At 41.3% G+C, this 13400-nt stretch carries 15 protein-coding genes; 8 read left to right on the top strand and 7 right to left on the bottom strand.

The window, feature by feature from the left end; translation table 11 throughout:
• Positions 1–124 precede the first annotated feature (124 nt).
• From trkA to def, 4 genes are read right to left on the bottom strand one after another with little or no spacing between them, the layout of a single operon-like run.
• On the bottom strand, positions 125–1501 hold the full coding sequence (trkA, locus tag B5G52_RS17190; protein ID WP_087533881.1) for a Trk system potassium transporter TrkA: 1377 nt from the start codon (positions 1499–1501) through the stop codon (positions 125–127).
• Positions 1502–1509: 8 nt separating this feature from the next.
• Positions 1510–2808 carry a 16S rRNA (cytosine(967)-C(5))-methyltransferase RsmB gene (gene rsmB / locus B5G52_RS17185; RefSeq protein ID WP_087533880.1) on the bottom strand — a complete coding sequence of 433 codons (1299 nt, stop codon included), beginning with the start codon at positions 2806–2808 and terminating at the stop codon, positions 1510–1512.
• The gene (gene fmt / locus B5G52_RS17180; protein WP_087533879.1) at positions 2801–3754 is read right to left on the bottom strand and encodes a methionyl-tRNA formyltransferase; all 954 of its coding nucleotides are present in this window, start codon (positions 3752–3754) and stop codon (positions 2801–2803) included. Before fmt ends, rsmB begins: the two co-directional genes overlap by 8 nt.
• 21 nt (positions 3755–3775) lie before the next feature.
• Complete coding sequence (gene def / locus B5G52_RS17175; protein ID WP_087533878.1) at positions 3776–4282, bottom strand: peptide deformylase; 507 nt, start codon at positions 4280–4282, stop codon at positions 3776–3778.
• A gap of 117 nt (positions 4283–4399) precedes the next feature.
• On the opposite strand from def, the gene B5G52_RS17170 reads away from it, so the two are divergent.
• From B5G52_RS17170 to hemF, 6 genes are all read left to right on the top strand, one after another.
• Complete coding sequence (locus tag B5G52_RS17170; RefSeq protein ID WP_087533877.1) at positions 4400–5521, top strand: LysM peptidoglycan-binding domain-containing protein; 1122 nt, start codon at positions 4400–4402, stop codon at positions 5519–5521.
• Between the two features lie 29 nt (positions 5522–5550).
• Positions 5551–6639, top strand: a complete 1089-nt coding sequence (dprA, locus tag B5G52_RS17165; RefSeq protein ID WP_087533876.1) for a DNA-processing protein DprA — start codon at positions 5551–5553, stop codon at positions 6637–6639.
• A 1-nt stretch (position 6640) separates the two neighbouring features.
• Positions 6641–7114: a DUF494 family protein gene (locus B5G52_RS17160; protein ID WP_087533875.1), complete on the top strand. Its 474-nt coding sequence runs from the start codon at positions 6641–6643 to the stop codon at positions 7112–7114.
• Between the two features lie 61 nt (positions 7115–7175).
• Positions 7176–7748, top strand: a complete 573-nt coding sequence (locus B5G52_RS17155) for a type I DNA topoisomerase (RefSeq protein ID WP_087533874.1) — start codon at positions 7176–7178, stop codon at positions 7746–7748.
• 32 nt (positions 7749–7780) lie between these two features.
• On the top strand, positions 7781–8347 hold the full coding sequence (locus B5G52_RS17150) for an L-threonylcarbamoyladenylate synthase (protein WP_087533873.1): 567 nt from the start codon (positions 7781–7783) through the stop codon (positions 8345–8347).
• Positions 8348–8350: 3 nt separating this feature from the next.
• Complete coding sequence (gene hemF, locus B5G52_RS17145; RefSeq protein WP_087533872.1) at positions 8351–9301, top strand: oxygen-dependent coproporphyrinogen oxidase; 951 nt, start codon at positions 8351–8353, stop codon at positions 9299–9301.
• Between the two features lie 101 nt (positions 9302–9402).
• Here the strand turns inward: hemF and B5G52_RS17140 are convergent, their stop codons facing one another.
• A complete protein-coding gene (locus tag B5G52_RS17140) occupies positions 9403–11007 on the bottom strand; it encodes a methyl-accepting chemotaxis protein (protein WP_087533871.1) in 1605 nt (534 codons plus the stop codon).
• A 104-nt stretch (positions 11008–11111) separates the two neighbouring features.
• Positions 11112–11549, bottom strand: coding sequence for a group II truncated hemoglobin (locus B5G52_RS17135; protein ID WP_087533870.1), 438 nt, complete (start codon positions 11547–11549; stop codon positions 11112–11114).
• A gap of 53 nt (positions 11550–11602) precedes the next feature.
• Between B5G52_RS17135 and aroE the strand changes: the two genes are divergently transcribed.
• Both aroE and B5G52_RS17125 read left to right on the top strand, forming a co-directional pair.
• Positions 11603–12427 carry a shikimate dehydrogenase gene (gene aroE / locus B5G52_RS17130; protein ID WP_087533869.1) on the top strand — a complete coding sequence of 275 codons (825 nt, stop codon included), beginning with the start codon at positions 11603–11605 and terminating at the stop codon, positions 12425–12427.
• Positions 12424–12678, top strand: coding sequence for a DUF1488 domain-containing protein (locus B5G52_RS17125; RefSeq protein WP_087533868.1), 255 nt, complete (start codon positions 12424–12426; stop codon positions 12676–12678). The genes aroE and B5G52_RS17125 overlap by 4 nt, the downstream gene beginning before the upstream one ends.
• Here the strand turns inward: B5G52_RS17125 and B5G52_RS17120 are convergent.
• Positions 12675–13208: a gamma carbonic anhydrase family protein gene (locus tag B5G52_RS17120; RefSeq protein ID WP_087533867.1), complete on the bottom strand. Its 534-nt coding sequence runs from the start codon at positions 13206–13208 to the stop codon at positions 12675–12677. The two genes, B5G52_RS17125 and B5G52_RS17120, sit on opposite strands and share 4 nt — an antisense overlap.
• Positions 13209–13400: the final 192 nt, after the last annotated feature.

The raw sequence follows: 13400 nt of genomic DNA, 5'->3' as shown, positions 1-13400 counted from the left end.
CATATAAGAAAAGCCCGTTTAAAAATAAGGCACAAGAAGGGTAATAGATTTAGCTGATTAAGTAAATGAGTTTGAGATTGATTTTTATTTGCCTTTTGGCCGATGCACAAAAGGCAAAGAATGTTTATAAGAAAATGGCGCTAACTTGGAATAGCTTTTCAACGACAGTGATATGTTTCTTGTCGATTAAGAACATAATGACGTGGTCGCCAGAATGGATGATGGTATCGTCGTGGGCGATGAGTACATCGTCGTTTCGTACAATGGCGCCAATGGTGGTACCTGCGGGGAGTTTTATGTCTGCAATTGCACGACCAACAACTTTTGACGTGTGTTCGTCGCCATGGGCTACCGCTTCAATAGCCTCAGCTGCACCTTTACGCAGTGAATAAACATTAACAATGTCACCACGGCGTACATGGGTAAGCAATGCTGAAATTGTGGCTTGCTGCGGCGATATCGCAATGTCTATTTCGCCACCTTGTACTAAATCAACGTAAGCGCCACGCTGTATTAGCACCATGGTTTTTTGTGCCCCCATGCGCTTTGCTAACATGGCAGACATTATGTTTGCTTCATCATCGTTTGTTACAGCGATAAATACATCAACCTGTTCAATGTGCTCTTCAGAGAGGAGCTCTTGATCTGAAGCGTCACCACAAAATACCACGGTGTTGTCGAGTAGTTCAGATAACTGCTCGGCGCGTTCTTTACTGCGTTCAAGCAGTTTTACACTGTGGTTTTTTTCCAGCGAGCGGGCAAGTCCTGCACCAATGTTACCACCACCTGCGATCATAATTTTTTTGTATGAGCGCTCAAGCTTTTGCAGTTCGTTCATTACTGCACGGATGTGTTTAGTTGCGGCAAGGAAGAATACCTCATCGTCAGCTTCAATCACTGTGGTGCCTAATGGCTTTATGGCTTTACCTTGGCGGTAAATAGCCGCTACGCGTGTCTCAACGTTGGGAATGTGTTCTTTGAGAGCTGAAAGTGCATAACCAACGAGTAAACCGCCATAATACGCCTTTACAGCTACTAATGACAGCATGCCATCGCCAAACTGTAATACCTGTAATGCGCCGGGGTAATCGATTAAACGGCGAATATATTTAGTCACCAATTGCTCCGGCGCAATATAGTGATCAACGGGTAAATCGTCGTTTTGGAATAGCTTTTCACGGTACTTAAGGTATTGCTCAGAACGAATGCGGGCAATTTTAGTGGGCGTATTAAAAATACTGTAAGCCACTTGGCAGGCAACCATATTTACTTCGTCTGAGCTGGTTACTGCAATGATCATATCGGCGTCTTCGGCGCCAGCCCTGCGTAATACATCGGGATGTGCGCTGTGGCCAGTAACACCTTGTAGGTCGTACTTGTCTTGTAACTCACGTAAGCGGTTGCCATCTATATCAACAACCGTTATTTCGTTTTGTTCACCGACTAAGTTTTCAGCGAGTGTGCCGCCTACTTGCCCGGCGCCGAGTATGATTATTTTCATTATTTATCTTATGACTGTTTTTTTACAAGCTTGGCATAATAAAACCCATCACTTTCGCCTGGTAGTAATTGTAATCCAGGGTTTGTGGCGGTGTCGTTATCATGCAAAGGTATATGCTCAACATCTGTGTTATTTGCTAAAAACTTAGCAACTTGCTGTTGATTCTCTAGTGGTAATACTGAGCAGGTTGCGTAAATTAATGTGCCACCTGGTTTTAATAATGGCCAGATACTATCTAAAATATCACCTTGTAGCGAAGCCAAGTCGTTAATATCTGACGCACGACGTAGCCATTTTATATCTGGATGACGACGGATAACGCCGGTCGCAGAGCAGGGTACATCTAATAAAATACGGTCAAATTGTTGCTCATCCCACCATGTATGTGGCTGTGATGCGTCCGCACATTGTAAGTCTGCACCTAAACCGATACGGGTTAAGTTTTGCTTTACGCGTTCAAGGCGTGTTGCATCGCTATCAAGGGCTAGTACATCGGCGTCGGCGAGCTCTAAAATATGGCAGGTTTTACCGCCAGGCGCTGCACAGGCATCAAGTATATGTTCATCATCTTTTGGATCTAATAAACGTGCAGCTAATTGAGCTGCCGCATCTTGTACTGAACAGGCACCAGTATCAAATTCAGGCAGTGAGAATACATCGCGCGGCTTATCAAGTTTAATTCCATCTACAAAATCTGGGTTTACTGTGTGCTCAATATCATTTGCGCTGAGCATCTCACTGTATTGAGTGGTACTGTACTGCGCTTGATTAACACGCAACCACATAGGAGCTTGCAGCTGGTTGGCCTCTAAAATTTGTTCCCATTGTTCAGGGTAGGCTTCTTTTACTTGCTTGATAAACCAGTTTGGGTGGTTGTATAAACACACCGGAATTTGCTTGGCTTTTTCTTCAAGCTCACTCTGTTGGCGTTGAAAACTACGTAAAATAGCGTTGATCAGGCCTTTTAAACCAAGAGCTCGAAGTTGTGCTAAAGCATTCACTGTTTCGCTAATTGCGGCATGTGGTGGAACCCGCATATGTTGTAGTTGGTAAATGCCCACATACAACAAAAACTGGAATATACGGCGCTTACCTTTTAGCGGTTGCTCCACTAAATGCTGGCAATAATTCTCTAAACTCGGCAGATAACGTAACACGCCATAGCAAATTTGTTGCAATAAGGCTTTATCTTTAGGCGATAAGCCTTGGCTTGCAAAAGGGAGCTCTTGGTTTAGAGATGCGCCCTTATCTACAACGTTATATAAAGTTTCTGCGGCAAGCGCACGTACGTTTGGAACATTACTCATTATTTTCGCCTAAGACGCTGCCTGGAGTAACCCAGTCACTGCGACCGTTTAAAAAGTCTGTAACAGCCATTGGTTTTTTACCTTGTGGCTGTAATTGGGTTATTTTTAGCGCGTGTGTGCCACAAGCGACTACAATACCGTGTTTGTCACTGTTTAAAATAGTGCCCGGCGTACCTTGTTGCTCAACCACATCGGCTTGATAAATCTTTACTGTGTTCTCGCCCATTTTAGTAAAACACACTGGCCAAGGGTTGAAGGCACGAATATTACGCTCAATTTGTGCAGCGTCCATTGTCCAATCAATATTAGCTTCGTCTTTTGATAGTTTTTTAGCGTAATTTGCTAGTTCGTCATCTTGTACTTGTGGGGTTATTTCGTCATTAGCTAACTTTGCTATCGTCTCGATAAGTGCGGTTGGCCCTAACTCAGCCAGTTTAGTATATAAACTGGCACTGGTTTCAGCAGCATCAATAGGGCAACGGCTAATGTGCAGCATATCACCGGTATCTAAGCCTTCGTCCATTTGCATTATGGTGACGCCAGTTTCATCGTCGCCTGCCCAAATAGCGCGCTGGATCGGCGCTGCACCACGCCAGCGTGGTAAAATTGAACCATGCACATTTAAACAGCCAAGGCGTGGCGCCGCTAAAATTGCTTTTGGTAGTAATAGTCCGTAAGCAACGACGATCATGATATCTGCATTTAAGCTGCTTAATTCACTTAATGCATCATCACTTTTTAATGATGCAGGCTGAAATACAGGTAAGTCATTGGCTAAAGCAAGCTCTTTTACTTCACTGGCTTTGAGTTTTTTACCGCGTCCGGCAGGACGATCTGGTTGACTATAGACACCAACAATTTGATGTTCAGAATCAATAAGAGCTTGTAAATGGCGCGCAGCAAAGTCCGGCGTACCAGCAAAAATAATGCGTAGTGGTTTTGTCACTGAGTTTTCCTAAGGTGCTTATTACTGTGCTGCAAATTTAGCTTCTTTTTCAAGCTTTTTACGAATACGTTGGCGCTTTAATGGTGATAAGTAATCAATAAACAATTTGCCTTTAAGGTGATCAAGCTCATGCTGAATACATATAGCTAACAGCTCGTCAGCATCCAAGCTAAATTCTTCACCGTGCTCATTGAGTGCGTTAACTGTTACGGTCTCTGCGCGATCTACTTTTGCGTAAGAGTGTGGTACAGATAAACAACCTTCTTCACTCTCTGTTGCACCATCTTGCTTGGTAATAACAGGGTTAATTAAAACCAATGGTTCGTTGCGCTCTTCTGATACATCGATCACCACAATACGTTGATGAATATCAACTTGTGTTGCTGCTAGTCCGATGCCGTTTTCGTCATACATCGTTTCCAGCATGTCTTTGACAATTTGGCGAACTTGGTCGTCAACTTGTGCAACGTCTTTTGCTATTGTACGTAAACGCTCATCTGGAAATCTTAAAACTTCTAACCTAGCCATAGTAACCTTTTCACTTGTGCATAATATAGGGTATTGTATGCTCTTATTTTAGCCATTCGCGTTCACCTTTAACAGGTTTTGGTTAATAATAATGAAAAAACACCACAAGGAAGCCAAATGAAATACCCATTTTTAGCTGCATTGCTTACATTAAGCACTGCTTTTTCGTCTTATGCGGACGTTCTATCTATAAAAAAAGATGCGCCTAAACAATATGTTGTAAAAAAGGGTGACACTTTGTGGGATATTTCTGCTATTTATTTGAGCGAACCTTGGCTATGGCCAGAGCTTTGGCAAATGAACCCACAAATTAATAACCCACACCTCATTTATCCCGGTGATGCACTTTCTTTAATATATGATGAGCACGGAAATCCGCGATTGGTTATTAATAGTGGCTATAAAAAGCTTTCTCCGCAGGGCCGTATAACCCCTAAAGGTAAAAACGCAATACCGACGCTACCATTAGAATTATTAAGACCGTATTTAACTTATGAACGAGCAATTAGTGGTGATAATATTGCAGATAAGCCATACATTTTAGGTGCGAACGAAAATACTAAAATGAATACAAAAGGGCATATTGTGTATGTTAAAGGGAACTTAAAACAACACGAAAGCTATGCCATTTACCGAAAAGGAGAGGCTTATACTGACATAGATAGTGATGAAGTATTGGCTTATAAATCAGTATTGGTAGGGATTGGTAGGGCATTTCGTGGTGGTGATGTAGAAAATGCTGTACCGGCATCGGTTAGAATTGAAAGTGTAAAGCAAGAAATCAGACCAACGGATTTTTTATTACCAGCAATGGAAGGGCAAGCACTGCCTGCATTTTTTACGATGCAGCGTCCTGAGCAGCCTGTTACAGGTAACATTATTGCCGCAGTAAATGAATTGCGAGAATTTAGCACTATGGATATTGTAGTGCTAAACTTAGGTACTGAGCAGCAAATTAAAGCTGGCCATATATTAGATATAGAGCGTCAATCTCCAACCGTATTTGACGGTCGTAACGGACCAAGATATAAAGAAGACTCAAATAGTTTGGAAAAGCTGATCACAAAAACTAGTGAGTTTTTTGGTGTAGAAGCAGATGAAGATGCTACAGTTTGGCATATGCCAAAAGAAAAAGTAGGTGAGTTAATGGTGTTTAAAGTATATGACAACGTTAGCTATGCCTTAATCGTAAAAAATCAGCACCCAATCCGCGTCGGTGATTTTGCAGTTATAAATTAATACAGGTTTGAGTGCTCTAAGGAGAGAGCATGGAACAGTCATATGGTAAGTTAACACATTGGCTTGCCTTTTATTTATGCAAAGGGTTGGGGGTTAAAACCTTATTGGCATTGGTCCAAAAGTTACCCTTAGCAGATTTATTTACGTTATCACATGAGCAATTACTTGCATTAGGTTTGAATCAGCAAGTTGCCACTAATATAGTGGCTACCAATTGGACGCAAGTTAAGCACTACGAAACCCTAATTAATCAAGCCGACATCCAAGCTATAAGCTATTTTGATTCACGTTACCCGCCATTATTAAAAGAAATTGCCAGCGCCCCACTATTACTGTTTTGTCGTGGTAATTGTGATTTACTGTTGAGTCCGCAAATAGCCATTGTGGGCAGTCGAAATGCAACCCCTATAGGCCTTGAGATAGCTGCGCAATTTGCCCACCAGTTATGTGAAGCCGGTTTAACAGTTACCTCCGGCTTGGCATTGGGCATAGATGGTGCTGCTCATAAAGGGGCATTATCAAGTACAGGTAAAACAATTGCAGTACTTGGCACCGGGGTTGATATTTATTACCCAAAACGCCATAAACTATTAACTGATCAAGTATTAAAAAATGGTGTGCTAGTTAGTGAGTTTTTACCAGGGACGGCGGCTAACTCTAATAACTTTCCAAGGCGAAATAGAATTATTTCGGGGCTATCGTTAGGCGTGCTGATTGTTGAAGCCGAGATTAAAAGTGGCTCATTAATTACCGTGCGCTATGCACTTGAGCAAAATAAAGAGGTGTTTGCTGTACCTGGCTCTATTAAAAATCCATTATCACAAGCGAGTCATTTTTTAATAAAGCAGGGGGCTAAATTAGTCGAAAATGTCAGTGATATTTTAGAGGAGGTGAGCTTTTTTGGTCAAAACAGTCTATATAATATAGAAGAGCCGATTGAAAATGAGCCCGAATGTGCAGTGCTCAAAAGTGTAGGTTTTGAAGTAACACCTGTAGATGTAATTGCTCGGCGCTGTGAGTTGCCGATTGACAAAGTACAGACCCGTTTACTCGATCTTGAATTAGACGATAAAGTGGAGCGAGTCTTAGACGGCTATATCAAGTTAGGAGCAACATAATATGTTCGATATTCTTATGTATTTGTTTGAAAATTATATCCACAGCGAAGCTGAAATTTTTGTTGAGCAAAATGAGCTTACTGACGAGTTATTGCGTGCAGGCTTTAATAAACCCGAAATATTCAAAGCCCTTGATTGGCTTGAGCAATTGGCTGACTTGCAACATAGTGACGAAGTGCCCTATTTAAATGCCTACCCGCATCATGCCGTACGAATTTTTACCGATAGTGAATGTCAGATGCTTAGTACCGAGTGTCGAGGCTTTTTAATGTTCGTAGAGCAAATTGGGGTTATCAATAATGTAACTCGAGAAATGGTAATGGATCGATTATCCGCGCTAGACAAATCTTATATTGGTCTTGATGACTTAAAATGGGTTGTGTTGATGGTGCTCTTTAATGTGCCAGGCTCTGAGCTTGCTTATTCGCAAATGGAAGATCTTATTTTTGACGAGCCAGCAGAGGTATTACATTAACTTGTATCTTTAATTAGTTTGGGTATATTAGGCGAAAATTAGCCAATCGCTTTGGAATCACATGAGTAAAATAGATCATTCGCTTTTCTCTGCTAACCAGCATGCCCTCGAAAAAGAATACGAAATTTGCCCTCAATGCGGTTCTGAGCTAGTGATCCGTAACAGTAAAAGTGGACCTTTTCTCGGTTGTGCAAGTTACCCCAAGTGTGATTTTATTCGGCCCTTAGCACAGCACGATACTCAACAAATTAAAGTACTTGATGACAGCCCGTGTCCTGAATGTGGAAATCCGCTGGTGGTTAAGAATGGGCGTTATGGCATGTTTATTGGCTGTACTGGTTACCCTCAGTGCCATTATATTGTGCACGATGAAAAAGAGCCAGATGAAGAAATGTTACCCACTTGCCCTAAATGCAATAAAGGGCAGTTAGTTGCGCGCAGTAATAAATTTGGCAAAACATTTTATTCCTGCGATAGCTACCCAAGCTGTAAATATACCCTTAATTTTAAACCTATTGAACATACTTGCCCCGAGTGTCAGTGGCCAGTGATGATGCAAAAGCAAATGACTAACAGCGTTGTGTTACAATGCCCACAGAAAAGTTGCTCGCATAAAATCACTGTCAGCGAGTAGACGCTTAACTTTTATTGTATTTGGAGATTTGTGTGACAGATCCAATCCCTTCACCTTTAACTGCTGTTGATGCATTAAAGCAAGGTGGTGTAATTGTTTATCCAACTGAAGCTGTATTTGGTTTAGGTTGCGACCCAGATAACCAACAAGCCGTAGCAAGCTTATTAGCAATTAAACATCGTCCAGTCGAAAAAGGGCTTATTTTAATTGCTGATAATTATGGTCAATTATTAAAATATGTTGATGATGTAAAAATTCCAATGGATAAACGTGCTGATATTTTCTCTAGCTGGCCCGGTGCGATTACCTGGGTTATGCCAGCAGCTAAAAATACACCTAAATGGTTAACGGGTCAGTTCGACACTATTGCTGTACGTGTAACCAATCACCCAACAGTAAAACGCTTGTGCCAAGAGCTAGGTAAGCCTTTAGTTTCAACCAGTGCTAACTTATCTGGACAAGACACGGTCACCAGTATAGTTATGGCTAAAAGTGAGTTTGCTGAGCAGGTTGCATTTTATGTCGATGAACCACTGGGCGGCAACACACAACCTAGTACCATTAAAGATGTAATGACAGGCAAAGTATTTAGAGGATAAGCAATGCACAGTAACCTACTCGAACAAGTAAAAACCTATTTAATGGCATTGCAAGACAGCATTTGCCAAGGCTTAGAACAAGCTGATGGTAGCGCCAAGTTTGTTGAAGATAGCTGGCAGCGAGCTGAAGGCGGCGGTGGCCGCACTCGTGTTATTCGTGATGGTCACGTTATTGAACAAGGCGGTGTTAACTACTCGCATGTTTTTGGCGCTTCTATGCCAGCATCTGCGACAGCGCATCGCCCTGAGCTTGCTGGTCGCAGTTTTCACGCTTGTGGTGTGTCATTAGTTATTCATCCTAAAAACCCACATATTCCTACGAGCCACGCCAATGTACGCTTTTTCATCGCAGAAAAAGAAGGCGAACAACCTATTTGGTGGTTTGGTGGTGGGTTTGACTTAACTCCATTTTATCCTGTGTTTGACGATGTTAAGCATTGGCATCAAGTTGCCAGTGATCTCTGTGCGCCGTTTGGTGATGAGGTTTATCCGAACTATAAAAAATGGTGTGATGAGTATTTTTATATTAAGCATCGCAATGAAACTCGGGGTGTGGGCGGTTTATTCTTTGATGATCTGAACGAGCAAGGGTTTGAAAAGAGCTTTGAGTTTATGCAAGCCGTCGGTAATGGTTTTCTCAATGCTTATTTACCGATTATTGAACGTCGTAAAAATGACGAATACACCCAACAACAGCGTGATTTTCAATTGTATCGTCGAGGTCGTTATGTTGAGTTTAACCTTGTTTGGGACAGAGGAACCTTGTTTGGCTTGCAAACAGGAGGCAGGACTGAATCTATTTTAATGTCGATGCCACCTTTAGCCCGTTGGGAATATAATTATAGCCCCGAGCCGGATAGCGCTGAAGCGAATTTATATCAATATTACTTGCGTCCACAAAACTGGTTAGATACGCAACACGATCAGTTAGTTGCTCGAGACTGGCAACTGTAGAGCCAAATTATACCCAAGCCACTTCAATATGTGAGCGTCGTTGGAGTTAAAAGCGATTTAGGCATAAGGCGCTAATACATTAGCGCCATTTTTATGAAGGTTTACTTAGTCAGTTTGAAGGAACGTACTTTCTCGTCTAAAGATCGAGCGAGTGATAATAACTCTTCGCTGACTTTTTGATTATCTTTAGCATCAACTAACGAACATTCAGCATTATCGCTAATCGCCACTACGCTTTGATTAATTTCTTCGGCAGCCAAGTTTTGTTGCTCGGTGGCATTGGCGATTTGAACATTCAGCTGATTGATTTCGTTCATCTGCGAAGATATTTCCTGTAGAGCTTGGGCGACATTTTTAACCTGCAATGCCCGTTCATCAGCTTCCTCACAAGAACTGCTCATCATTGTGACTGTATTTGCCGCTTCAGCTTGCAGCTTATTAATTGTTTGGCGAATTTCATCTGTTGAAGCGTGTGTACGAGTTGCTAAAGTACGTACCTCATCTGCCACTACAGCAAACCCTCTACCAGTATCGCCTGCACGTGCAGCTTCGATTGCTGCATTAAGTGCCAGTAAGTTAGTTTGCTCAGCAATGCTACTGATCACCTCTAGTACATTTCCTACTTCTATGGTTTGTGCTTGTAATTGACTTACTTGCGCAGCCGCACTGCGTACATCTTCGGCAAGTTGATTAATACTCTGCTCGGTATATGTTGCTACTTGTAAACTCTCTTGTGCGAGTGAGTTACTGCTTTGTGATTTTTCAGAGGCGAAATGTGTTGTATTTTTTACCTCATTTGATGAGCTTTCAAGTTCATTTATCGCAGCCGCGACCGAATCAGTCCCTTGTTTTTGATTTAAAATTGCGTGTTCTGTTGCATCTGCAGATGCATAAATTGATTCTGCACAATGAATTAGTACTTTCGATGAGTGAGATACTTGAGCAATATTTTCTTTAAATGCCCCTATCATCTGATTAAAGCTACCGGCTAAAGAGCTAAGTTCATCATTATTGTTGTCATCAATAGTTAAACTCAAATCATTATTGCTGGTGGCTAAATGAATAACATGATTCATTTTTTTAAGTCTTTTAATGAATATCTTTCTAAATAACAAACCTAATAATACGAATGCAATTAAAAACAAGGTGGAGAGTAACAGCGTGTTAATTAGAGTGTTTCGAGTGACCTTTTCATCAATATCATCTAGTGAATAGCTAATTTTAACAACGCCTAACACATCACCTTCTTTTGCTTGATGACATCCTAAGCAATTGGTGCCTTTGTAGTCGCTGCGTGCAAACATTGGCTTTAAGTAAGTCATGAAACGAGTGCCTTTGTGTTGCTCAATAAATAGAGCTTCTTTGCCTGTTAATGCTGAATGTTCCGCAGAGGTGACTGGAGCCTGATTTTGACTCCCAGGCCCGAATGCTTTTGTCACAATAGGGCTGCGAATTATATGCGCATCTTCAATATTAGGGTGGCTACGCAATTTACTTCCTAAAATATCACGATTAGCCATTGTGCCAGTGAGCATCATGGTATTGATAGAGTCAAAATAATTATCAGCAAGCAATTTTATATTACTTTCAATAGTATCTTGCGCGAGAGAATGTTGCTGATTGGAACTACTAAAAAGACTAGCAGACAAAACAAGCGCCCCAGTGAGCGCAAGTAGTGCATAAATTTTATGTTGAATGGATTTCACGCGCGATATGCTCTGTTAAACAAGATTACATTATTATCTTTATTTAAAAGCAATGGGCTTTGATGTAGCGCAAACTTAAAAGGTTAAAGTTGCTATAATTTATTTTAGTGTTGATTAATCATATGGCTTGCAAGTTGTGCTAGAGATTTCCGTAGCCCTTCACGCAGTAATGGATTATCAATTTCTGCATTTAACGCTTTGTTCATGCAATGCATCCATTGATCGCGTAAGTCCTGATCAATAGGGAACGGCATATGGCGTTTTCGTAGCATTGGGTGGCCGTACTTTTCTGCAAACAAGTCTGGGCCGCCTAACCAACCGGACAAAAATTCAAAAAAAACTTGGCGTATACGGTCTAATGGTTGAGGATGCATATCATATAACGGTTTGGCGTATTCATCGCTCGCCATTATGTCGTAGAATCTATCAGACAGAGCACGTGCTCCTTTTTCACCGCCCATCATCTGGTAAGGTGTTTTTTCTGGCGAGGGAGCTTGTTGTGGCTCTGCTTGTTTCGATTTTGAGAAAAGTCGTTTAATCATAATTTTATCATCGTTAATTAACAGTATTTACTGTGCAAAGAGGTTGCTTGAATATGGACAAATATGCGGTTTTTGGAAACCCAATCGAACACTCAAAATCACCCGCTATACATACGCAATTTGCAACCTCATTAGGCGAGCAAATTGACTACCGCGCAATATTAGCACCGATTGACGGCTTTAAAAAATCAGTGAGAGACTTTTTTGCTCAAGGTGGGCTCGGAGCTAATGTCACTATGCCATTTAAAGAACAAGCCTATGAGCTGGTCGATGAGCGTACAGAACTTGCAAAAATCGTTGGTGCAGTAAATACCATTAAATTACTTGATGATGGTCGCTTACTCGGTGACAACACCGATGGTGTAGGATTTGTAAATGACTTACTAGCAAACAAAGTTGCTATGAAGGATAAGCGAATACTGTTAGTTGGTGCTGGTGGTGCTGCCCGTGGCGTGGTGTTACCGCTTTTAGCTCAACAGCCTAGTGAAATTATTATCGTTAATCGCACTAGCGAAAAAGCAAAAGCGCTTGCTGAATTATTTGCACAATATGGCGAAATAAAAGGTTATGGTTTTGATGATTTACCAGTAAGTGATTACTCGCTAATTGTAAACTCAACATCTAGCAGCATGCTGGGTGAGCTACCTGCGCTTGATAAAAAGCACCTTAGTGGCTGTAATTGCGCTTATGATATGTTCTATTCGCTTAAAAACACTTTATTCATGCAGTGGGCGCAAGATAATAAACCCGATATTTCAGTTTTAGATGGCAGTGGTATGTTAGTTGGCCAAGCCGCACAAGCGTTTTATGTATGGCGCAATAAAATGCCAGAGATATTACCCGTAGTTAGTGCATTAAAAGCAGGGGAGTTTAAATGAATCAAGCTATTCAATTTATAGATAGAGCCGAATTTGATGAGCAAACTCAGCTATTAACCTTTTATGCGCAAGTTAGTGGACTCATGGTTGAGTGCATTGTGAATACGCAAAGCTTATTAATCTCAGATATGACAGCGGCTAAACAACATTTTGAATCACTGCGTTTTGATTATGAAGAACTTGCTGAGCAACTCATCGAAGATGAAGAGTATAACTCAGCGGGACAAATTGAAATAAAGGCGTTAATTTAATCTTCTGCTAGGTATTCGTCTTTTAGCTCAACATAGTTATTTGCAGAGATTTTTAAAAAGCTAAGTTCTTGCTCTGTTAAAGGGCGAGCTTGTTTAACAGGGCTACCAACATAAAGGTAGCCTGATTCTAAACGTTTATTAGGCGGCACTAGGGAGCCACCACCTATAATTACATCATCTTCGACAATAGCATTATCCATAACAATAGCACCCATACCAACTAAGATACGATTGCCTAAACGACACCCGTGTAACATTACTTTATGGCCAACCGTAACATCGTCGCCAATAAGGAGAGGGTAACCATTTGGGTTGCTTTTACCTGAGCGAGTTAAATGCAACACGCTGCCATCTTGTATATTGGTACGCTCACCAATGCGGATATAGTTTACATCTCCCCGAGCCGCGACCAATGGCCAAACACTGCTGTGGTCACCCAATGTGATATCACCGACCAATACTGCTGATTCATCTATATAGACAGATTGGTTAAAAGTAGGAGTAACTCCTTTATAAGAACGGATAGTCATAGAACACCTAATAAAATGAAAGCAATTAAAGTTGATGATAGCAGTAGAGCTTATAAAATGGCCAGAGAGGAAGTGAATTGACTACTAAACTAGCGGTTTTAAGGTGTTTCGGTCGTAAATCAAGCGAACAGCACTTTATTTTAAGTTTTCTTTAAAAAACACTTGCGTAAAAATCTGTTCTCCCTATAATGC

Source organism: Pseudoalteromonas sp. A601 (genome assembly GCF_002165575.1).
GTDB lineage: Bacteria > Pseudomonadota > Gammaproteobacteria > Enterobacterales > Alteromonadaceae > Pseudoalteromonas.
The sequence above is the reverse complement of the archived record's forward strand: the minus strand, read 5'-3'. Positions and strand labels throughout refer to the sequence as shown.